Annotated in this window: 13 protein-coding genes; all 13 read left to right on the forward strand. The window is 42.4% G+C overall.

The window, feature by feature from the left end; translation table 11 throughout:
• The first annotated feature begins 5 nt into the window (after nucleotides 1–5).
• The 13 genes from AC6CH7_RS24230 to AC6CH7_RS24290 all read left to right on the forward strand — a co-directional run bounded on the left by AC6CH7_RS24230 (nucleotide 6) and on the right by AC6CH7_RS24290 (nucleotide 22,643).
• The gene (locus AC6CH7_RS24230; RefSeq protein ID WP_498265163.1) at nucleotides 6–1,520 is read left to right on the forward strand and encodes a family 43 glycosylhydrolase; all 1,515 of its coding nucleotides are present in this window, start codon (nucleotides 6–8) and stop codon (nucleotides 1,518–1,520) included.
• A gap of 7 nt (nucleotides 1,521–1,527) precedes the next feature.
• Nucleotides 1,528–3,093, forward strand: a complete 1,566-nt coding sequence (locus tag AC6CH7_RS24235) for a carboxylesterase/lipase family protein (RefSeq protein ID WP_498265164.1) — start codon at nucleotides 1,528–1,530, stop codon at nucleotides 3,091–3,093.
• A 265-nt stretch (nucleotides 3,094–3,358) separates the two neighbouring features.
• Nucleotides 3,359–7,537, forward strand: coding sequence for a two-component regulator propeller domain-containing protein (locus tag AC6CH7_RS24240; RefSeq protein WP_498265165.1), 4,179 nt, complete (start codon nucleotides 3,359–3,361; stop codon nucleotides 7,535–7,537).
• A gap of 251 nt (nucleotides 7,538–7,788) precedes the next feature.
• Nucleotides 7,789–9,987 (forward strand): beta-glucosidase family protein, encoded by a 2,199-nt coding sequence (locus AC6CH7_RS24245; RefSeq protein ID WP_498265166.1) that lies wholly within the window; start codon nucleotides 7,789–7,791, stop codon nucleotides 9,985–9,987.
• Between the two features lie 75 nt (nucleotides 9,988–10,062).
• Nucleotides 10,063–10,812, forward strand: a complete 750-nt coding sequence (locus AC6CH7_RS24250; RefSeq protein ID WP_498265167.1) for a hypothetical protein — start codon at nucleotides 10,063–10,065, stop codon at nucleotides 10,810–10,812.
• Between the two features lie 67 nt (nucleotides 10,813–10,879).
• Nucleotides 10,880–12,754 carry a c-type cytochrome gene (locus tag AC6CH7_RS24255; RefSeq protein WP_498265168.1) on the forward strand — a complete coding sequence of 625 codons (1,875 nt, stop codon included), beginning with the start codon at nucleotides 10,880–10,882 and terminating at the stop codon, nucleotides 12,752–12,754.
• 33 nt (nucleotides 12,755–12,787) lie between these two features.
• Nucleotides 12,788–13,558, forward strand: a complete 771-nt coding sequence (locus tag AC6CH7_RS24260) for a 3-keto-disaccharide hydrolase (RefSeq protein WP_498265169.1) — start codon at nucleotides 12,788–12,790, stop codon at nucleotides 13,556–13,558.
• 119 nt (nucleotides 13,559–13,677) lie between these two features.
• Nucleotides 13,678–15,351 (forward strand): cellulase family glycosylhydrolase, encoded by a 1,674-nt coding sequence (locus AC6CH7_RS24265; protein ID WP_498265170.1) that lies wholly within the window; start codon nucleotides 13,678–13,680, stop codon nucleotides 15,349–15,351.
• A 211-nt stretch (nucleotides 15,352–15,562) separates the two neighbouring features.
• Nucleotides 15,563–17,047: a cellulase family glycosylhydrolase gene (locus tag AC6CH7_RS24270; protein ID WP_498265171.1), complete on the forward strand. Its 1,485-nt coding sequence runs from the start codon at nucleotides 15,563–15,565 to the stop codon at nucleotides 17,045–17,047.
• 170 nt (nucleotides 17,048–17,217) lie between these two features.
• On the forward strand, nucleotides 17,218–18,747 hold the full coding sequence (locus AC6CH7_RS24275) for a glycoside hydrolase family 43 protein (RefSeq protein ID WP_498265172.1): 1,530 nt from the start codon (nucleotides 17,218–17,220) through the stop codon (nucleotides 18,745–18,747).
• A gap of 10 nt (nucleotides 18,748–18,757) precedes the next feature.
• Entirely contained in the window at nucleotides 18,758–20,353 is a 1,596-nt protein-coding gene (locus AC6CH7_RS24280) for a glycoside hydrolase family 43 protein (RefSeq protein ID WP_498265173.1), read from the forward strand.
• Between the two features lie 182 nt (nucleotides 20,354–20,535).
• Complete coding sequence (locus tag AC6CH7_RS24285) at nucleotides 20,536–21,210, forward strand: 3-keto-disaccharide hydrolase (protein ID WP_498265174.1); 675 nt, start codon at nucleotides 20,536–20,538, stop codon at nucleotides 21,208–21,210.
• A 197-nt stretch (nucleotides 21,211–21,407) separates the two neighbouring features.
• A complete protein-coding gene (locus AC6CH7_RS24290) occupies nucleotides 21,408–22,643 on the forward strand; it encodes an MFS transporter (protein WP_498265175.1) in 1,236 nt (411 codons plus the stop codon).
• Nucleotides 22,644–22,905: the final 262 nt, after the last annotated feature.

The following is a 22,905-nucleotide window of genomic DNA, read 5'->3' on the forward strand; positions in this document are numbered from 1 at the left end:
TTAATATGAACAAACTATTAATAACTATTTTGCTGATTCAGTTCAGCTTTTTTGCAAAAGCACAGCATCAGACCCAACCTAATGAAAAAGGCGCCGGCTTTTATTTGAACCCCATTTTTGCAGGAGATTATCCTGATCCCAGCATATTACGTGATGGCGATAATTTTTATATGGTCCATTCCTCTTTTGAATACTACCCAGGTTTATTGATCTGGCATTCAAAAGACCTGATCAACTGGAAACCACTGACCCATGCCCTGCATAAATACGTAGGCTCGGTGTATGCTCCCGATTTGGTGAAGTATAAAAATAAGTTCTACATCTATTTTCCGGCAAACGGGACCAACTACGTGGTAACGGCGGATTCGGTCGATGGGAAGTGGAGTGATCCGGTTGACCTTAAAATCGGCAACATTGACCCTGGCCATATAACTGACGAACATGGCAAAAGGTATTTGTTTTTCAGTAACGGGGGATTTGTGCCCTTGTCAGATGACGGTCTTTCTATTACAGGAAATCAAAAAAGTTCTTACAACGGTTGGCCTATACCCAAAGACTGGACTATTGAATGCTTTTGTCTGGAAGGTCCCAAGTTGATAAAAAGAGGGGAATACTATTATCTTACTGTAGCTGAAGGGGGAACGGCGGGTCCTGCTACAGGTCATATGGTCATTTCCGCACGATCAAAATCCCTATCTGGCCCGTGGGAAAATTCTCCTTATAATCCGATTATCAGAACAACAAAGCAGTCTGAGAAATGGAAGTCTAAAGGGCATGGTACGCTATTCGACGATGCTAAAGGAAACTGGTGGATGGTATTTCATGCTTATGAAGATGGCTTCTACAATAAAGGTCGTCAGACTTTATTGCTGCCGGTAGAATGGACAAAAGATGGCTGGTACAAAGTGCCGGATGATATAGTAGATAGTAAACCTATCAGGAAACCAAATTTAGATCCCTTTAAAACTGACTTTACATTGAATGATAATTTTAAAGGCAATAAATTACAGCCTCAATGGGAATTTTTCGAAGGATTGGATACCAGCAGGTTTAACTTATCTGACAATGGTCTATCCATTAAGGGAAAAGGAAATAATGTAGCCGGTAGCTCGCCCTTATTGTGTATTCCATCAGGTCATTCATATACGGCAGACGTGGAATTATTAATAGAAGGAAAAGCAACAGGTGGTTTAGTCCTTTTTTACAACAACAATACCTATTCAGGGATTCTGGCCGACGATAAAAACATATTTGCCAATTTACGTGGCTGGCAGTTTCAAACTGAAAAGAGCGTTATAAAAAATCATGTATTCCTTCGACTTAAAAATATTAATAATACGGTAAATATGTATTATAGTACAGACGGCATTAAATGGAATAAAATAGAAACTTCGCTTGAGGTCTCTGCCATACATCATAACGTGCTGAGTGGATTTTTAAGCCTAAGAATTGGCTTGTGTGCGATAGGTGAAGGAAGTGTAACGTTTAAAAATTTTAAATTTACGCCACTAGATTTATAAATAATTTATGAGGATACGGAAAAATAGTGCAGTTATAGCCGTGGTGATGGTATTCACAGCCCTAACAGGCCATGCTCAATTGTCTGTTCATTTAAACGTTGAAGGGGGCAGGATACAGGGGACATCAGAAAATAATCTAAGTATATTCCGTGGAATTCCTTTTGCGGCTCCGCCAGTTGGCTCATTACGGTGGAAAGCCCCACAACCAGTAGTAAAGTGGGATGGAGTAAAGCAGGTTGCTCATTTTGCTGCCTCACCGATGCAAGGAGGTAACCCGGCTGCAGGTAAAAGCGAGGACTGCTTATACCTAAATGTATGGAGCCCCGCAAAATCAAATAAAGAGAATTTACCTGTTATGGTATGGATCTATGGGGGAGGGTTCGGTTCCGGATCAACCGCCGAACCGTGGTATGATGGTCAGAAACTGGCACAAAAGGGGGTGATTTTTGTCAGTATTGCCTATCGGGTAGGCCCACTTGGTTTTTTGGCGCATCCGGAATTAACCGGGGAGGGAACTGACCACACCTCGGGAAACTATGGTTTGCTAGACCAGATCTCAGGGCTAAAATGGGTGCAGAAGAACATTGCTGCTTTTGGTGGCGATCCCAAAAAAGTAACCATTTTTGGCGAATCTGCGGGAGGAATCTCAGTGAGTATGCTGTGCGCTTCTCCACTTGCTAAAGGTCTTTTCCGGAGTGCCATCTCGCAAAGTGGTGGATCCTTTGGTCCTGCCGGTATTAAAACATATCCGGGTGAAAATATGAAAGCCCTTCAGGAAGCGGAGAATGACGGATTAGGTTATGCAGCAAAAGCAGGTGCTTCCTCCATAGAAGAACTTAGAAAGATGGAAGCCGACAAACTCCCCATGGGTTGGGGTGTTGGCAGTTCATGGCCCATTATAGATGGCCATGTGATTCCTGATGTTCAATATAAACTATACGAAGCAAACAAATACAATGATGTGCCAGTACTTATTGGATACAATTCTGATGAAGGACTGAGCTTTTCGCCTGGAGCAAACCCTAAAGAATATATTGATGGGGTAAAAGCACGTTACGGGAAATTTGCTAATGATTTGATTAAGGCCTATCCGGTAGGCGAGAATTCTGTTACACGCTCTGCAAGGAATTTATCAAGGGATGCTGCTTTTGGATGGCATAGCTGGACATGGGCCCGGCTCCAGTCAAAAACGGGGAGATCGAAAGTATTTTATTATTTTTTTGATCAGCATCCAAATTATCCCGAAGGCACTCCTGAATATGGACACGGCTCCCCTCATGCACAGGATGTTTCCTATGTTTTTCAGCATATCGATCCTTCGAACCCGAAAACGTCCGAATCAGATTTGAGAATTTCAGCCGCGATGGGGGATTACTGGATCAACTTTGTAAAATACGGAAATCCCAATGGCAAGGAACTTCCCCTATGGCCCGCGTATACAACGGACCGGCCGGGAGTGATGTATTTCCAGCAGACACCTCATGTAGGGACCGTTCCCGACGAAAAGTCACTTCAGGTACTAGATCAATATTTTAGGTGGAGAATGGATTTAAATGGAAAAGACCGGGAATAGGATTTTTATCGAATTTGCAATATGCACGCTCTGAAACGTCGCTTATAGCCTTTTGCTATAGCTGGCGTTTAAACTTTAGTAACAGCCGCCAAGTATTAACAACCCATTCACTAACGATTTAGACGAAGGTTGTTGAAAAAAATCCTAGATTTAAGTGTAGCTTAGCTATACCAATGTTACGCAACCAATCATAACCTGTTTGGGTTTTTAACTTTAATTGTTCCTGGATTCCGGAGAATGACTAAAGAATTTAATAGAATAATATATGTTTCGGTTTTTAGCCCTGATCAGTGCATTCTTGCTGTGTAATTCTCTTTTTGCACAGGAAAACGTCTACCAGTTTTCCCATTTGGATATTTCTAATGGTTTATCTGACAACCAGGTCAATGCAATATATAAAGATCAAAAAGGATTTATGTGGTTTGGAACCACCGCCGGCCTGAGCCGTTATGATGGACATGAATTCAAAACATTTCAGCACAATTCGAAGGACAGCACAAGCTTACCTGATGGCTATATTGTCCAAATATTTGGGGGCCCCGGGAAAGAATTATGGATTAAATCCAATCGTGGCTTCAGCATATATAATCCCTTAACAGAAAAATTTGAGCGTTTTCAGAATAAACTCTTTGAAAAATATAAAATTCCTGGCGGGTACCTCAGGGAGATAAAAACCAATAATAGGGGAAAATTCTATTTTTACATTGAAAACCAAGGCATTTTTTGTTACGATGCCATAACTGATGCGAGCACCAGTTATGCCCCTAAAAGTGGCGCAGTGAATGCGCTGTCTTCTGATCTGATCAGTGATTTTGTCGATGATTTAAAAGGTAATTTATGGGTTATCTATGTCAATGGCATACTGGAGAAGTTTAACTTAAAACAGCAAAAGGTAACAAGCAGGTATTTTGATGTTAACAAACATCTGGGGGAACAAGGGAATAATTTCAATGTCAGACTCAGTCTTGATGCTGAAGGCAATATTTTTATTTATAGTCCGGGTGATCTTTTTGGACTGTATTACCTTAATGTAGCAAGTAACAAATTTCACTATTTTGGAAAAAAACAAGATCATTCGGGGCTAAGCTCTAAGAATGTCAGTTATGTTTTGGAAGGAGATGAGGGGAAGATCTGGATAGGAACAGATCATGGAGGAATTAATATCTTAGACAAGCAGACCAATACATTCACTTATATTTTAAGTAGAGAAGATGACCTGCGAGCTTTAAATGACAACAGCATAGCTTCTTTGTATAAGGATAATAACGGTATTATCTGGATTGGTACCTCTAAAAAAGGAATCTATTACTATCATAAAAGCATCTATAAATTTCCCGGAAATCAGTATTTAACCAACAATAACTCCCTACAGAAGGATGTGAATGCCTTCGCAGAAGATAAGAATGGCAATTTATGGATTGGAACAAATGGCTCTGGTTTAATACATTTGAACAGGAGTACTGGCGAGATTAAAACTTACCGTAATGACCCGGAAAATGACAACTCCTTAAGTAATGATATTGTGGTCAGCCTCTGTATGGATCATTCGGGTGTTTTGTGGATCGGAACTTTTTTAGGCGGGCTTAATTCATTTGACGGACGGAAGTTTACGCATTTCAAACATACAAAAGACCCCTCCAGCCTGTCAGATAATCGAATTTATGCATTATTGGAAGATTCTTACAACAGGCTTTGGGTGGGCACTTTAACTGGTGGATTAGATTTGTTTGACCGGAGCACCGAAAAATTTAAACATTTTAATCCATCAGTGAAAAATACCTTGAACGCTTATGGAATTTCCTGCATATATGAAGATAAAAACAAAAATATCTGGATTGGGACGACAGCGGGGGTCAATATCCTGGATCATAAAACTGCGAAATTTAAACAATTACAAAATGACAGTAAGGATGAAAATAGTCTGATACAGAACGATGTAAGTTCAATTATAGAAGATGGGAGAGGGTGGATCTGGATTGGTACAAGGGAAGGTATAAGCATATATAACCCCACAACAGGGAGCTTTAATAACCTAAGTGAGGATATTGGTTTGCCAGAGAATACTGTCTTTGCACTTCTTGAAGATGAGCAGCATCAAATTTGGTATGGTTCCCGAAAAGGACTTTACAAGATTTCTGTAATTGCTGAAGGAAAAAGCTATAAATTCCAATACAGCAAATACAACAAGTCTGATGGGCTGCAAGGCACCCAGTTTAATTTCAATACCGCATATAAAATGAAATCCGGTGAATTGATTTTTGGAGGGCCAAATGGTTTCAATATTTTCAGAGCAAGCCAAATCCAAAACACCCAGTTTCCTTCTGCCCTGGTCATGACTGAATTAGAGGTGTTTTACCATAAAGTGCATGTCGGCGAAAATGTAAACGGACGTACCATTCTGCCTGAAGCAATCACGGCACTCAGGAATTTAACCCTGACCTATAAAGAAAATATTTTTTCACTTCAATTTGCGTTGCTCAATTATTTCACTCCCCAAAAAATAACCTATAAATATAATTTGGAAGGATTTGATGAGCGTTGGCTTACCGTTCCTTCTGACATACGCAAAGCTACTTTTACCAATCTGGACCCTGGAGAGTATATTTTTCACGTAAAGGCTTTTAATGAAAATGATGCTGTACCCTTAGCGGAGTCGCAACTGAAAATTACGATTTTGCCTCCCTTCTGGCGCACAACCTGGGCATATATGCTATATGTTTTGGCAATCGGGTTGCTGCTGCTGGTTATCCGAAGCAGGGGAATCCGTAAGTTAAGGCGGGAATTTGCTTTGGTACAGGAAAGAATTCAGGCCAGGCAATTGCGTGAGCAGGATCGTAAGGCAGCGGAAAGGTTGCGGGAGCTTGATCTATTGAAAATTAAATTTTTAACCAATTTGAGCCATGAATTCAGAACCCCCATTTCCTTAATTCTGGCTCCTGTCGACAAGCTTTTAGTTGAAGCCAAAGAGCAGGAGCGGCATGGGCAGCTGACCATGATAAAAAGAAATGCAAAACGTCTACTGAACCTGGTAAATCAACTGCTCGATTTTCGTAAAATGGAAGAGCGGGAATTGCAGTTAAATATGAGTGATGGCGAAATCGTGTCCTTTATTAAAGAGGTGACTGATTCCTTTTATGATCTGGCAGAACGTAAGCAGATCAAATTAACTTTCAAAAGCGCTATTGACAATTTATACGCGTCTTATGATCAGGATAAGGTGGAGCGGATACTGTTCAACTTGCTTTCGAATGCGTTTAAATTTACGCCTTCCGGGGGGAACGTAAGTGTCGAATTACAAACACTGCCGAGTCGAACAGAGAATGGAAAGGTTGTATTGGAGTTAAAAGTGTCAGATTCAGGAATTGGTATTCCAAAAGAGAAACTGGAAAAGATCTTTGAGCGTTTTTTTCAAAATGAAACTTCCGCCTCTATTCTTAACCAGGGATCGGGAATTGGCCTCTCCATTACAAAAGAGTTTGTGAAGATGCACGGTGGTGAAATCAGGGTAGAAAGTGAGCCTGGTTTGGGTAGTTGTTTTACCGTATGCCTAAATCTTGCATGTGCGGCACTTTCAGAGCAGCAGCAAAAAGATCATTCTGACAATACTGATTTGGCCAACAGGAAATCAGATAAGGAGGAAAAAGAGTCGACTGACAAACGTCTGCGTACAAAAAATGCACCTGTTATTTTGTTGGTTGAAGATAATGAGGATTTCAGGTTTTACCTTAAAGATAACTTGAAGATTTTTTATAAGATAGAAGAAGCCTCAAATGGTAAAGAAGGATGGCAAAAGGCACTTGCGCTGCATCCACATTTAATTGTTTCTGATATAAGTATGCCTGAAATGAATGGTAATGAATTGTGCGAAAAGTTAAAATCCGACGGGAGAACAAAGCATATTCCAATTATTTTATTAACGGCATTGACTGCTGAAGAAGAGCAGATTAAAGGTTTAGACACAGGAGCAAACGATTACATGACCAAACCTTTTAATTTCGAGATTTTACACTCCAAAATCAGGAACCTGCTTACGCTGCAGCAGACCTTTAAAAAAACCTATACCAGGCAAATTAGCATGGCCTCTCCGGAAATGGAAATAGAATCGGATGATGCTAAATTCCTTAATGCTGCACTGCTTTACATTGAAGAAAATCTTCACAACTCTCAGCTATCGGTTGAGGACCTGAGCAAGCATATGGCCATGAGCAGAGTATCTCTGTACAAAAAATCTTTGAAAGTAACGGGTAAGACTCCAGTAGACTTTATCAGGTCAGCTAAGCTGGAGAAGGCTGCCGTATTATTAGAAAAAAGCGATAAGACTATTGCGGAGATTTGCTATATGGTGGGCTTTAGCACCCCTAATTATTTTGCCAAGTCTTTCAAAGCAAAATACAATGTGCTCCCTTCCGAATACATAGCAGAAAAAAGAGATTCGAGTGCTTAGGAGATAGATTATCTTGTCTTTGGCTATTTAAAACGGCGTTTCTGACTAGCAAATTTTTCCGAACCTCTTGTCGTTAGGTTAACATTTCTTCTTACTTCTTTAACATTACTGCTCTATGATCAACATACCGGATTGTAGGTTTGCGTGGTAAAATCCGGAAGCTATACGCCGACTTTTAAATCTATTGTAAAACTGTGATGAGCATCTGATTTGAAAGAAACGGAAATTGAAACCAAAAGAATATAAACTTAATGAAATCAATATTTTTAGCTGTCGCAGCAATAGGCGCCTCGTTATTGGTTAATGCGCAACAGAAACAGCCAATTTACCTTGACGCAAGCAAGCCCATAGAAGAGCGGGTTGAAAGTGCACTTTCGCTGATGACTACTGAAGAAAAAGTGTCCCTTTGCTATGCCCAGTCTAAATTCAGTTCAAAAGGGGTGCCTCGTCTTGGAATCCCTGAAGTTTGGACTGATGATGGCCCGCACGGAATCCGGGAGGAAGTATTGTGGGATGAATGGGGTGGAGCAAATTGGACAAACGATTCTTGTACAGCTTTTCCTGCACTCACTTGTCTGTCGGCTACGTTCAATCCTAAATTATCTTTGCTTTATGGCAAATCCATCGGAGAAGAAGCGCGTTACCGTAATAAAACAGTGTTATTAGGACCCGGTGTAAACATTTACCGGACACCATTGAATGGTCGGAATTTTGAATATCTGGGTGAAGATCCCTACCTCAGTTCCCGTATGGTGGTGCCTTATATACAGGGAGTGCAGTCCATTGGCGTAGCGGCATGCGTAAAACATTTTGCACTGAACAATCAGGAAGAGTGGCGTGGCCATATCAATGTTGATCTAAGCGACAGGGCCCTTAACGAAATTTATCTACCTGCTTTCAAGGCAGCAGTGCAGGAAGCGAAAGTATGGTCGATCATGGGGGCATACAATCAATTCAGAGGTCAGCACTGTTGCCATAATGACTTGCTTTTGAATAAAATACTAAAAGGCGATTGGAAATTTGATGGGGTTGTAATTAGTGACTGGGGCGGTGTTCATGATACTGATCAGGCCGTTAAGAATGGGCTGGATCTGGAAATGGGTACCTATACCGATGGTTTAACAACCAAGGGCAAGTTCCCCTATTCAGATTACTATCTGGCCAATCCCTTCCTTAAAGGAATTAAAGAAGGAAAGTATGACATAGTCTTGCTGAATGATAAAGCTCGTCGTATACTGCGTTTAATCTTCCGGACCACCATGAGCGCCAACAGGCCCTTTGGCCGTTTCGTTTCTCCCCAGCACAGCGAAGCTGCTCGTAAGATTGCTCAGGAGGGAATCGTGCTGTTGAAGAATGAACAGCAATTTTTTCCGGTTCCTGCAGGTAAATACAAAAAGATTGCCGTGATCGGAGAAAATGCCAATCGCAGTCTGGTAGTCGGTGGCGGGTCATCATCACTCAAGGTGGCCTATGAGCAATCACCATTAGAGGGTTTGACGGCTAAATACGGAAAAGATCATATTGTTTACAGCCTTGGTTATGCATCCGGACCGGCGCTATACGGACGTGAAGAGCCTTCGAAGCTAAACGCAGATTCGCTGATTGCTGCTGCCATCGATGTTGCAAAGCATGCCGATATCGTATTCTTTGTCGGAGGGCTAAATAAAAATCATTTTCAGGATTGTGAGGGTGGAGACCGTCAATCGTTAAGCCTTCCTTTTGGTCAGGATAAACTGATTGATGCGTTGTTGAAAGTTAACAAAAATACGGCTGTAGTGCTGCTTAGCGGTAACGCAGTGTCAATGCCATGGATAAATAAAGTACCTGCCCTTATGCAGGGATGGTATCTTGGCTCTGAAGCCGGAAATGCATTGGCCGATGTGATCTCGGGTGAGGTAAACCCATCGGGCAAGCTACCCTTCTCGTTTCCGAAAAAACTGGAAGACAATGCGGCACATTTTTATGGTAAAATCTCTTATCCCGGCGACAGTGTTAATCAGTATTATAAGGAAGACATTCTGGTAGGATATCGCTGGTTTGATACTAAAAAAATAGCGCCTCAATTTTCCTTTGGGTTTGGGCTTTCTTATACCAGTTTTGACTTAGGACCTCTTTCTGCCGATAAATTAACTTATAGCAAAGACGATGTAATCAGGGTAAAATTCAGTGTAAAGAATACAGGCGCACGCTATGGTGCCGAAGTTGCTCAATTGTATGTAAATGATCCGGTATCCGCGGTGCCGCGCCCGGTTAAAGAGCTGAAAGCCTTTGAGAAAGTGTTCCTGCAACCCGGAGAAACGAAAACTGTTGAATTGGACGTGAAAGTTGCTGATTTTGCTTTCTATGACGAGGGGAAAAAGGATTGGAACATTGAGGCAGGAGACTTTGTTCTGCAACTGGGAAATTCCTCAGGCAATATTTCTCAAAAGCTGAAGATCGCTGTTAAATAGTGCGCCGCCATACAGGGAAAGAAACGGGTATACGAAACCAACACACTTAATTAACCAAATATTATACAGATAAGCATGAATTTATATTCTTATTTTTTCGTTGCCGGTGCATCAGCCTTTTGTTTCCTAATGGGCACGCCAGTTGTTGCACAGGAAACCAAAGTTGAGCCAATAATCATTAAGGCAGAACGCAATATCCTACTCCGGAGTTTTATCGATCTTGATGGGGGTAAACGGGTTACGCATGCCATCAGCATAGGTAGTCCGATGCAAGTACATTATACTTACGACGCCGACAACGGCCAATTAGTGTTATTGTGGAAAGGGGGATTTCTGAATGCAACACCAATGTGGCATGATAGGGGAGATGGTTCTTCGCGGCCACTCGGAAAGGCAATCCAGATCGGTGATACCACACCACAAATTCAGCGGTTAGCAACACTACAAAGTGAATTAAAAAAAGACACAGTCGGCTCAGGCTTCAAACCGAAGGGTTATACGCTTGATGCATCAGGTCTGCCGGTATTTAAGTACCGGACATACGGATTGAGTGTTAAGGATGCGACCAGGGTCATTGATGGTGGCCAGGGCATTCGGCGTGAAATTGAACTGGAGGGACGTGCCAATGACTTATACCTGTGTCTCGCCAAAGCAAACGTCATCGAACAGAAAGATGGTAAATATGTTATTGCAGATCAAGCTTATTCCATTTCTGTTGCAGATGAAGCCGCATTGAGGCCCATCATCAGAACAATACAAGGAACTCAGGAGCTCCTGGTTCCATTCAAAAGTAAGGTCGTTTACTCTATTCTTTTTAACCCATAACCCGATGAATTTTTTTTTAAATTATAAAAACGGTGTATCGTGCATGTTGATAATGACATCTATACTAATGTCAATAACATGCTTTGCCCAGGCAGAATCGCCAAAGGAAGATGATTATTTTAAGATCATGAAAGTGCCCGCTCCTGAAGGAGCAATCCTCGAAGTAGGCGGACTCTGTACATTGCCTAACGGAGATTTGGGCGTAACTACCAGGAGGGGGGATGTTTTCATCGTTAAAAACCCTTCTTCACTGAAACCAACATTTCAAAAATTTGCTTCAGGCCTTCATGAAGTGCTTGGACTTGCCTATAAAAATGGATCGTTTTATTGTGTTCAGCGAGGTGAACTTACTAAAATGACAGATACAGACAATGATGGAGTGGCCGATGATTTTGAAACCATATACGCCTGGCCATTGTCAGGAAATTACCATGAGTACAGTTTTGGCCCTAAGCTAGCTGCCGATGGATCTTTTTTTGTAACCCTGAATCTTGGATTTCCACCAACCTGGTGGAATCCGACAAGTATGGTTCCATGGAGGGGCTGGGCACTCCATATTTTTGAAGATGGAAGCGTAGAGCCCTGGGCTGCAGGTATGCGCTCGCCTTGCGGAATTAGTATGATTGATGATCAGCTTTTCTACACTGATAATCAGGGCGATTGGGTTGGCTCTGGAAGTATCATGCAAGTGAAAAAAGGTGCGTTTATGGGGCACCCATCCAGCTTGGTGTGGGCTAACCTGCCACAGTCTCCAATAAAACTTACCACAGAACAGTTCTTTGCTAAGAATGAAACAAAGATAATTTACGACAGCAAGGGAAACAGTGTAAAGCCAGAGAACGATGTGAACGCAAAGGTGGTAACAGAGCTTGATATGAAGAAGAACTTTCCTGAACTCCAAATACCCTCAGTGTGGCTGCCTCACGGAATCCTGGGTATTTCAAATTCTGAGATTGTAAAAATTCCTCCAGGCTCCTTTGGCCCTTTCGCTGGTCAGCTTTTGGTGGGCGATCAGGGGCAGAGCATGGTTAGCCGCGTGTTTATGGAAAAGGTAAACGGTGAGTACCAGGGAGCCGCATGGCCTTTTAGAAGTGGGTTTCAATCAGGTATCGTGCGCCTGGCATGGGGTAAGGATGGATCATTGTTCGCAGGCGAGACCAACCGCGGATGGGGATCGGCCGGTGAGGCCACTGAGGGGATTCAGCGATTGGTGTGGAACAATAAAATCCCTTTTGAAATGCTCAGTATCAAGGCCATGCCGGATGGTTTTGAAATAGAGTTTACCAAACCTGTTGATAAAAAATACGCCTTAGATCTTGCTTCTTATTCAGTGGAGAGCTTTATTTATAAATACCACAGTGTGTATGGAAGTCCGCCGGTAAATAATCAGAAGTGTAGTGTCAAAGGTGTTCGCGTTTCAGCTGACGGCCTCACTGCCAGAATTATCGTAGCCAACCTGCGCAAAGGATATATTCACAACATTACTTTGGATGGCATTCGCTCCCAGGAAAATTACTACAGCCTGGTACATCCAACAGCATATTATACTTTAAATAATATTCCGGAAGGGAAAGCACTTAGCCTTGCAGAAGTAAGTACCAAAAATTCAGCCTCAACTAAAACGCTGCCTTCGGCACAAAGCAAAAAGTCTTCATCAGGTGGAAAAACATCAGTAGTGAAAATTCCAACTTATGAACAGGTAAAAGGGCTGCTGGCTAAAAATACCTGTCTGGCCTGCCACAACCCGGATAAACGACAAGTCGGTCCCTCTTTTAAAGAAATCTCCGCCAAAAAATATTCGGTCGAGGAATTAATAAGCCTGATTTATACGCCTAAACCGGAGCACTGGCCGGATTATTCCACGCCGATGCCGCCTATGACAAATGTTCCAAAAGATGAGGTTACCAAAATTGCGACCTGGATCAAATCAATAAATAAGTAATACATCAATAGCTAAAGAAAATCAACCAATAATATGAAACGATCAATATTAATTGTTGCGATACTTGCAACCCATGCGATGGTAGTTCAGGCACAGCAGGCGGGTAAGCCGGAAGATACGGAAGTATGGACGCCTGTGCCTGCAAAAGTAAGTCCGGCTAAGGTGTCCGGAGCAGCGCCCTCAGATGCCATAGTTCTTTTTGACGGGAAAGATCTGGATCAGTGGGTGAATTCCAGCGATGCTGCTTCAGCAAAAAAATGGCAGTTATCTGATGGGATCATGACAGTAGATAAGTCGGTGGGTGATCTCCAGACAAAAGAGAAGTTTATGGACTTTCAGCTTCATATTGAATACAGGATTCCTGAAAATATAACCGGAAGCGGCCAGGGTAGGGGCAACAGCGGTATATTTCTGGCTGCGCTTCCTTGGGGCGCTGGCGGGTATGAGTTGCAAGTGCTGGACAATTACGACAATAAAACCTACGTAAACGGGCAGGCAGGCAGTCTTTACAAACAATCGCCACCGATGGTTAATGCTTGTTTAAAACCAGGAGAGTGGCAGACGTATGATGTCGCCTGGACGGCTCCCCGTTTTAGCGAGGACGGTTCTGTAAAGTCGCCGGCAGTAGCGACCGTTTTTCACAATGGCATTCTGGTACAGAATGCAACCATACTCAAAGGGGATACGCCTTATATTGGCCAGCCAACGTACAAAAAGCATGGCGCCTCACCAATTAAATTGCAGAGCCATGGAGATAAAAGTGAACCGATCAGCTATCGCAATATCTGGTTGAGGAAATTATAGCAAATCAAAGGCGAATACCACCGCTGGCAGATCCAGACGCAATATAAAATCAGAACAACAGGCAAAAAATTGCCCCTCTGCTGATCGATTTTTTACTAGAAACCAATTATAATCCCTATATGAGAACACTAAATTATCTTTTCGGCATCGTAGTCATCCTTATGTTTACGAGGTGCCACAAGCAAGAACTCGGAAGTCCGGCCGAGAAACAGTCCCTTGCAAAAGCAATTAATGCTTTAACCATCACCAGCTATCCCAGCTACAACACCTCACCTCTTCCGCCGGATCAATCTGGAGTGGCCAGTACAGCAGCGCAGCTCGCTGCAAAAATGCGATTAGGATTAAACATAGGAAACACACTCGAAGCGACAGGTGGTGAAACCGCCTGGGGTAATCCTCTGGTTACCCAAGCATACGTCGATCTGGCCAAAAAAAGCGGTTTCAATGCCATTCGGATCCCTTGCTCCTGGGATCAATATATGGCCAACAGTAGTACAGCAGAACTTCAGCAAGTATGGCTCAACAGGGTTAAGCAGGTTATTCAGTACTGCGTTAACAAAGATATGTATGTGATATTAAATATACATTGGGATGGCGGATGGCTGGAGAACAACTGTACCCCCGCCCAGCAAGATGCAGTTAACGCCAAACAAAAAGCTTTTTGGGAGCAAATTGCAACACATATGCGGGGTTTTGACGAGCACTTAATTTTTGCCAGTGCAAACGAACCTAACGTAGAGGATGCCACGCAGATGAACGTCCTGCTTTCTTATCATCAAACGTTTATCAACGCGGTTAGATCAACTGGAGGACGCAACAGTTACAGAGTGCTGGTTGTCCAGGGACCCTCAACAGATATTGACAAAACAAATAATCTGATGAACACGCTTCCTACAGACCAGGTAGCCAATCGGCTAATGGTTGAAGTTCATTACTATACCCCTTACCAATTTTGTCTGATGTCGTCGGACCAATCATGGGGTAATATGTTTTATTACTGGGGATCGGGATATCATTCCACCACCGATCCTTCACGAAATTCCACCTCGGGAGAGGAGGCTGACCTAAGCGCGTATTTCCAATCGATGAAAACAAAGTTTGTTGACCAAGGCATTCCGGTAGTTTTGGGAGAATATGGAGCATATACCCGGTCGTCGCTCACAGGTGATGCGCTGACGCTCAATCAGGTTTCCAGAGCATATTTTTTAAATCAGGTTACACGCCAGGCTTTGTCACGCGGTATTCTTCCATTTTATTGGGACACCGGGGCAATTTTGAACAGGCAAACAAACACTGTGGGTGATCAACAAGGTTTAGCCGCTCTTGTGCAAGGGGAGCAAAACGGTGCGTCGCCCGGGATTCAGGTAGGAAGTGTCTATCAGGTTATGAATAGAAATAGTTTTAAAGCACTAGAGTTCGCCGGATGGGGCACTGCTAACCATACATTGGCTGATCAATGGGAATATTTAGCCGGAGCAAATCAGCAATTTAAAGTTGAAGATGCCGGTAGTGGTTATTACAGGTTAACGCCAATGCATGCCTCAGGAAAGTGTTTAGAGATCGATAGCTGGTCAGTAGCCAACGGCGGTCAGGCAGATTTGTGGGATTATTCAGGCGGAAATAATCAAAAATGGTCAATTCAAGCAACTGACAACGGATACTATAAATTGATCAATGTAAATAGCGGGAAGGCGCTGGAAATTTCAGGATATTCGCTGAATAACGGCGGCAGCGCTAATCAATGGGACTACTCTGGAGGACGTAACCAGCAATGGGCGTTTCTAAAAATGTAAGCTAAAGATGCTGAAAAAATAAGCAATTTCTGTCTGTACCCTTGTTCAGTATAAACACTTACGCACAAATAAGAAAAATTACCGGAATGAAGTTAAAAGAAATCAGGTTTTTGACAATACCTACGCTGAAATAACTTTTTCAAAAGACCGGTGGTAAAAAAGCCTTCGACAACTTGAGGGTTGTGAAAAGATAAAATATAAACTAACAAAAATGAACAATATTATAAATGTGAAAAATAGAAGTCATAGGATATTTTTAGGTTTCCTGATCGTTATCGCCTTCTTCTTCTCATACTGTAAGAAGTCGGAAGTTACAGCAGAGCTCGTAGTTTCTTCATTGGATGTTACAGCACAGGCGGAACGTGATAGTACAGAAGTGACCATTAACTCCAACGACGCATGGACAGCAGCTATCAATGATACGGCACCCTGGATAGAGACAGATCGCACGGTGGGCGAAGCAGGTGCTACACAGTTGTGGTTGAAATTTTCCGGTAATGGTACCGGTGCATCGCGTTATGGTATTGTGACGATTACATCCCGTAATGGCCAAGCGAGGAGGATTAAGATTACACAAACAGGTAATTTATATCCAACATATAATATCTCGCCGCAAGCACCCGATGCAACCGGTATGAGCAGCACGGCTGTGCAACTGGCAGCAAAAATGCATTTGGGAATAAATTTTGGCAATACCATGGAATCCCCAGTCGAAGGTGAATGGGTGAATAGTAAAATTACCGAATCGTATGTGAAATTTGTAAAACAAATAGGTTTCAATGCTGTACGGATTCCCTGTAACTGGAATTGGAGTCATTTAAGCGATCCGGCAAAAGCGAAAATTGACCCTGCGTGGCTTGCCCGGGTGAAAGAAGTGGTTGGATGGTGTGTGGCTAATGATATGTATGTGATACTGAATGCTCATGGGGATAATGGCTGGCTGGAAAATAATGTCAATACCACAATGCAAGATTCCATTAATGCGAAGCAAAAGGCGCTTTGGGAGCAGATCGCTACAGCCATGCGTGATTTTGATGAGCACCTTATATTTGCCGGCGCGAATGAACCTTTGGTTAAAAATGCAGAGGAGATGTCCGTACTCAATAGTTACCACCAGACGTTTATTAATGCAGTTCGCGCTACCGGAGGCAGGAACAGTTATCGGGTGCTGGTTGTGCAGGGACCTACAACTAATGGTGCTTTAACTTATGACCTGATGAATACGCTTCCTCAAGACCCGGTACCTGATCGTTTGATGGTTGAGATACATAACTATACGCCTGCTACATTTACCATAGTATTGGATGGAGATGTAAGTTGGGGCAAAATGGTTTACTACTGGGGAGCTGGGAATCATTCTACTATTGAGCCAGACCGCAACGCCACCTATGGAGAAGAAGATGAGATCCTTGATGAATTCCAAAAAATGAAACAGAAGTTTGTTGATAAAGGTATCCCTGTGGTGCTTGGTGAATATGCATCCTGGAGGAGGACAGCCAACCTCGACAAGCCTGTTCCTAAGGATCTGGATATGCACAACAAGTCTGTGGATTACTGGGCAACTTATGTGACCAAACAGGCTAAAGTGCATGGTCTTCTTCCATTTTGGTGGGAGGTAGGTTTTACTTTAGACAGAGCTAATAATGTGGTGAAGGACCAGCGTTTGTTAGATGCCATTACTGCCGGAGCTAAGTAATGGTATAGTGTCAGTTATAGCATAAGGTTATTTCCCTTCCCTGAGATTGGTTAAGCATTCGCCAGTCCAGGGGAAGGGTTAACCTCATTTGTTACAGTAGCTTAGAGAATAGTTAATCAATTGAAATTAACCTTTAACGAGTATCCGTTTTTTAGGTAAAATAAGAAAACATGTTTAGAAAAAAAGTGTTGTTAAGTACAGTTTTCGCGCTCTCTCTTTTGGGATGTAAAAAAGATGCAGAAGCTCAGACTAATGCAGATAAACCGAGAGTGATTAATGAAAAACTGGAAGAAAAATTTGCAAATGTTTCGCCGAAACTTATCTCAAATCATGCGAATCCATTATTAGATTTTATGTTTACGGCCGACCCAACAGCTGTAGAATACAATGGAAGAATTTATGTGTATGCCACAAATGATCATCAACAGTATGAGCATGTAGGAAAGGATGGGAAAAATGGATACCAATATATCCGCACACTGGTTATGATGTCTTCCGATGATATGGTCAACTGGACTTATCATGGCCTCATAAATACAGCAAAGCTGGCGCCATGGAGTACGAATTCCTGGGCGCCGTCCATTACGTCGAGACTGGAAGCAGATGGTAAGACACACTTCTATTTGTATTACTCCAATGGCGGTGGTGGCTCGGCCGTGCTTACTTCTACCTCTCCCGTTGGGCCCTGGAGCGACCCATTGGGAAAGAACATAGTCGACCATTCTGTCCCTGGTTTGGATGTCGATGCTCCATTCGATCCCGGAGTTCTTATTGATGACCAAGGTACAGGCTGGCTGACTTTTGGAGGCGGAACGCCTAAAACGAAATATATGCCAGATAATGCCAGAATCGTCAAATTAGGAGCAGATATGATCAGTTTGGCTAGCGATGTTGCTAAGATACCCGCCCCTTATTATTTTGAGGCAAGCGACCTTAACTTTATCAATGGAACCTGGGTTTACACCTATAATACGAGTTGGGAAGAGCGTACAGAATGGCCTTATAACAACATTGATAAACCAACCAAATGCGGCATTTCTTATATGACGAGTAAAACACCCTTAAGTCCGGATAGTTGGAAGTATCGCGATAATTACTTTAAGAATGCTGGCGAAGATAACCTGGGTCCTTGGACAAACAATCACACTCACCTGTTCAAGTTTAAAGAGAAATATTATATTACTTACCATGCGATGTATTTGCAGGATTATTTTGGCACTAAGGGTGGTTTTCGTAATGTGGGTATCGAAGAAATGCAGGTGGATGAAGAAAATGTGAATATCAGCAAGGGCAAAGCAACTTTTAAAGGTCCGTTACAACTTAACCCATTAAATCCATTCGTTCTTCAGCAAGCAGAAACCACCGGAGGCACTTCTGGGCAGGTCCAGTTCGAAGCTGTCGGTAGTCCGGGCAATATGGTTGCCAAAGGAAAAGCAGATAAACAATGTCTCATGATACTGGGAGCCGATTTTAGCAAACAGATTCCCGCCAAATTCGAAGCCAGGGTGAGAGGAAAAGGTAAAATTGATGTTTATATAAATAATCTTAAAGGTACATCTCTTGTTTCCATTATATGTGATGCCAAGGAATGGACTACGCTCTCAAAGAAAATAGCACTGAAAATAGATAAAGGAGTAGAGAATATCTATTTTGTATTTAATGGAGAGGATTTTTTGTTTGATGAATGGAAATTCATTTAATCAGGTTAGAATGAAAAACCTCAATGAGAATATGAGAAATGCGATTTACAGGTTATGGATGACAGCCTTAATTATTACCCTTATAGTGCCATGTTTATATGCACAAAAAGCGCCTAATCCCCTTATTTATGCAGACGTACCAGATATTTCAATTGTACGTGTAGGCAATAGCTATTACATGAGCAGCACAACGATGCACATGAGTCCCGGCGTACCGATTATGAAGTCGAACGACCTGGTGAACTGGAAGCTGGTGAATTATGCATATGATACTTTAGCAAATGTTGATGCATTAAATCTCACAAATGGCAAAAACGCATATGGGGCCGGTTCGTGGGCGAGTTCTATTTGTTTCCATAATGGCACTTATTATGTAAGCACATTTGCGCAAACCACGGGCAAAACTTATATCTATTCTACCAGGAATATCGAAAAAGGGCCGTGGAAAGCAAGGTCATTTGCCCCCGATCTGGGTGATCACTCCTTGTTTTTTGATGATGACGGGAAGGTTTATATGATTTGCGGGAGCGGAAATTTAAGGTTAGTTGAGTTAAAAGAGGACCTTTCGGACATAAAGCCTGGCGGAACGGACCAGGTTATCATTGAAAAGGCAAGCGTGCCTTCGGGCGGCGCTGGCCTCGGTCCGGAGGGCTCCCAGCTGTTTAAGATAAACGGCAAATATTATCTTTTCAATATTACATGGCCACCTGGCAGCATACGCACTGTTATCATACACCGGGCAGATAAAATTACCGGCCCGTATGAAGGACGAATTGGCCTCCAGGATCTGGGTGTGGCGCAAGGGGGGCTGGTCGAAGCGCCAAACGGGACCTGGTATTCTTATTTGTTCCGTGATTATGGTTCGGTGGGCCGTATACCGTATTTGGTTCCTGTAAAGTGGGAGGATGGATGGCCCGTGTTAGGCACAGACGGCAAAGTGCCCGATACACTCGATCTGCCGGCCGGCAAAGGTTTGATCCCAGGCATCGTTGCTTCAGACGAATTTACCCGTAAAAAAGACGAACGTGCTTTGCCACTGGCTTGGCAATGGAACCACAATCCGGATAATAGCTTGTGGTCTGTTACAGCGCGAAAAGGGTATCTACGACTCACCACTGGCAGGATCGACACCGATTTCGAGATGGCACGAAATTCATTGACACAACGCACTATTGGACCTGTATGCTCCGGGACAGTTTCGCTAGACATTTCTAAAATGAAAGATGGTGATTTTGCGGGTTTGGGTCTTCTGCAAAAAAATTACGGGTTGGCTGGTGTAAAAATAACCGGGGATACCAAAGCTGTCATAATGATCAATGCAAGCACCGGAAAACCTGTAGAAGCACAAAAAATCCCCTTAAACCAAAAAGTAGTATACTTTAAGGCGGAATGTAATTTTACGAATAGAAAAGACGTAGCAGATTTTTTTTATAGCCTGGACGGGAAAATGTGGATACCATTGGGCACACAACTAAAAATGGCTTATACCTTCCCACATTTTATGGGCTATCGTTTTGCTTTGTTTAATTACGCTACAAAAAATATAGGTGGCGCGGCTGATTTTGACTTTTTTCGCATAACAGGTTCCATTTCCACGGAAAAATAAGGCCTATTAAATTGTACCTTTAGATAGATTACTTGTGGTTAATTTCAGCGGTTAGAAATGCCGATCGTATAAATCTATAAGCCAGTTTTACACTTTTTGTAATCAAGCTACCTCGTGTTCGAATTGGTATTTGAATTAGTTGGACACTAAATAATATTTAAGCATAACCAAAAAAACAAATTATGAGCAGGAAAATCATCAATTTAAAAATTAAGCTGGGCCTGATCCCACCCGCTTTTATGATCGTAGTTGGATTGTTGTCAACCAGCCTGAATGTAAATGCTCAAACAGGAGCGTCGACAAGCACTCAAAAAACCAAACTCAAAGCCACAGATTGGAAACCGGATGCAGGATTCCAGAAGCTGTTTGACGGGACCACACTTCAAGGATGGGGTTACCGGAATAAGGATGGGGAAGTAACCGAAAAATTCGATGGAAAGAAAGTGTCTTCAGACGGACGTTATACTGCTGCGAATGGGATACTTACGGTAAACTACCCGGTAGGAGTGGATCGGAAGATTCAGGAGGCCTGGACGCTTCGGGAGTTTCCTGGAAATTTTATCCTGAAGATAGAATTTCGAGCATCCCCAAATGCGGACAGCGGCATTTTTCTACGCGGGCCACAGCTTCAATGCCGTGATTACACGTTGGCTGGACCTTATAAAGACTTGAAAAATTACAGGCCACAGGACTGGAATACGATTGTTGTGACCGTGAAGAACAATATTGCGCATTGCGAATGCAACGGTGAGGTGCTCGAGGATGCGCTTGAGCTTCCTGCCAATGGTCCTATAGGATTGGAAGGTGATCACGGACAGATGGAGTACCGTCATATTCAAATAAAAGCACTACCATAAGTTTGTCCGGCTGTTTCGCAGCGCATTGATAGCGGTTAGGACAGCGCCTTATTTGAATCTATATAGTGCAAATTTTTAATCTCGTAAATAGATGTAAATATTTTACAGCAATCGATTGCCTAGATTAAATATTTTACTAATTTCGTTTAACCAAATACTAATATTGCTGTTAAATCAAATCAAATAACCATTATATTATGAATGAAAACATTAACAAGAGTGCCTTATTCAACGGGAGTTGCTTTGCTGTTATCACCACAGCTTTTACCTTCTCGATCAGGGCGGGTATTTTACCCCAGCTCGGAGCGCAATTTAACCTGACTGCAGAACAGCTTGGATTTATTAACAGTATGTTCTTTTTAGGATTTCCTATCTCTATGATCATTGGTGGGTTGGTTTACCACACTTTTGGGCCTAAAAACATTATGAAGGCTGCATTTGTAGCCCATACTATTGGTATATTATTGACCATATATGCCGGGGGATATGTAGGGTTACTTGTTTCTACACTTTTTATAGGGTTTGGTAACGGATGTACAGAAGCAGCTTGTAATCCTTTGATTGCAGATGCATATGCGGGTCCGAAAATGAATAAAATGCTAAGTAGGTTCCATATGTGGTTCCCTGGAGGAATCCTTATCGGAGCGCTTATCTCTAAATTTATGACCGATTTTGGAATGGGCTGGCAGGCTCAGATGTGGGTTACTATGATTCCAACTGTTATATATGCTGCTTTGTTCTATGGAAAGAAATTTGTAGAGCCCAGAGCGGATGGCAGTACTTCAATTGCGGAGAATCTTAAAGCAATGCTTAACCCTGTTTTTATATTCTTGTTTATCTGTATGGCCCTTACAGCAATTACCGAATTTGGTCCTAACCAGTGGGTGAGTGTGATTATGAGTAACAGCGGTGCCAGTCCAATGCTGATCCTTGCGCTTACAAGCGGATTGATGGCAGTAGGTAGATTCTTTGCCGGTCCGGTTGTTCATTCATTAGGCCAAACCGGTGTTTTATTAATGTCGGCGATCTTGGCAGCAATTGGTATTTACATGTTCAGCGTGGTTACAGGACCGCTTGCATATGTTGCCACGGTAATATTTGCCTTAGGGGTATGTTATTTCTGGCCGGTTATGATTGGCGCAGTTGCGCAACGTGTTCCATTAAGCGGTGCTTTAGGAATGTCAATTGTTGGAGGAGTTGGGATGTTCTCAACTGCAATTTTTCAACCCTTTATTGGAAGTTGGATTGATTCAGCAAGAGCAGAAAATGTAGCATTAGGTTTAAAAGGAGGAGCGCTGGAACTTGCCGCAGGTCAGGATACCTTAGTGAAAATGATTGCTTTCCCTGGAATACTGGTCGTTTTGTTTGTTATATTTTTCTTCTGGCAAAAAAACGTAAAGAGTAGTGTGTCAGCTATTACAGCAGCGCATTAATGGTATTAATGTTATAAAAGTAGCTGATCATTAAGAGGGTACTGAAAATTCTCTCTTTTATGATCAGCTTTTATAAAGCGATCAAGTAAGACATTTCGGCACCAGAATTACGCTGCCTATTTTTTTACAGAACTTAACTACTTTTTCGGAATATTCAGTACAAACTAAATTTTTTTAAATGAAACATACAATCAAAGAATTAGAAGATATTGCTTCTCAGGTAAGAAGGGATATTGTTAGAATGGTACATGGCTGCCAATCC

The organism is Pedobacter sp. GQ55 (genome assembly GCF_059758925.1).

Coding starts and splice junctions, on each gene's coding strand:
- AC6CH7_RS24230 (WP_498265163.1), top strand. CDS start 6: ATGAACAAACTATTAATAACTATTTTGCTGATTCAGTTCAGCTTTTTT.
- AC6CH7_RS24235 (WP_498265164.1), top strand. CDS start 1,528: ATGAGGATACGGAAAAATAGTGCAGTTATAGCCGTGGTGATGGTATTC.
- AC6CH7_RS24240 (WP_498265165.1), top strand. CDS start 3,359: ATGTTTCGGTTTTTAGCCCTGATCAGTGCATTCTTGCTGTGTAATTCT.
- AC6CH7_RS24245 (WP_498265166.1), top strand. CDS start 7,789: ATGAAATCAATATTTTTAGCTGTCGCAGCAATAGGCGCCTCGTTATTG.
- AC6CH7_RS24250 (WP_498265167.1), top strand. CDS start 10,063: ATGAATTTATATTCTTATTTTTTCGTTGCCGGTGCATCAGCCTTTTGT.
- AC6CH7_RS24255 (WP_498265168.1), top strand. CDS start 10,880: ATGTCAATAACATGCTTTGCCCAGGCAGAATCGCCAAAGGAAGATGAT.
- AC6CH7_RS24260 (WP_498265169.1), top strand. CDS start 12,788: ATGAAACGATCAATATTAATTGTTGCGATACTTGCAACCCATGCGATG.
- AC6CH7_RS24265 (WP_498265170.1), top strand. CDS start 13,678: ATGAGAACACTAAATTATCTTTTCGGCATCGTAGTCATCCTTATGTTT.
- AC6CH7_RS24270 (WP_498265171.1), top strand. CDS start 15,563: ATGAACAATATTATAAATGTGAAAAATAGAAGTCATAGGATATTTTTA.
- AC6CH7_RS24275 (WP_498265172.1), top strand. CDS start 17,218: ATGTTTAGAAAAAAAGTGTTGTTAAGTACAGTTTTCGCGCTCTCTCTT.
- AC6CH7_RS24280 (WP_498265173.1), top strand. CDS start 18,758: ATGAAAAACCTCAATGAGAATATGAGAAATGCGATTTACAGGTTATGG.
- AC6CH7_RS24285 (WP_498265174.1), top strand. CDS start 20,536: ATGAGCAGGAAAATCATCAATTTAAAAATTAAGCTGGGCCTGATCCCA.
- AC6CH7_RS24290 (WP_498265175.1), top strand. CDS start 21,408: ATGAATGAAAACATTAACAAGAGTGCCTTATTCAACGGGAGTTGCTTT.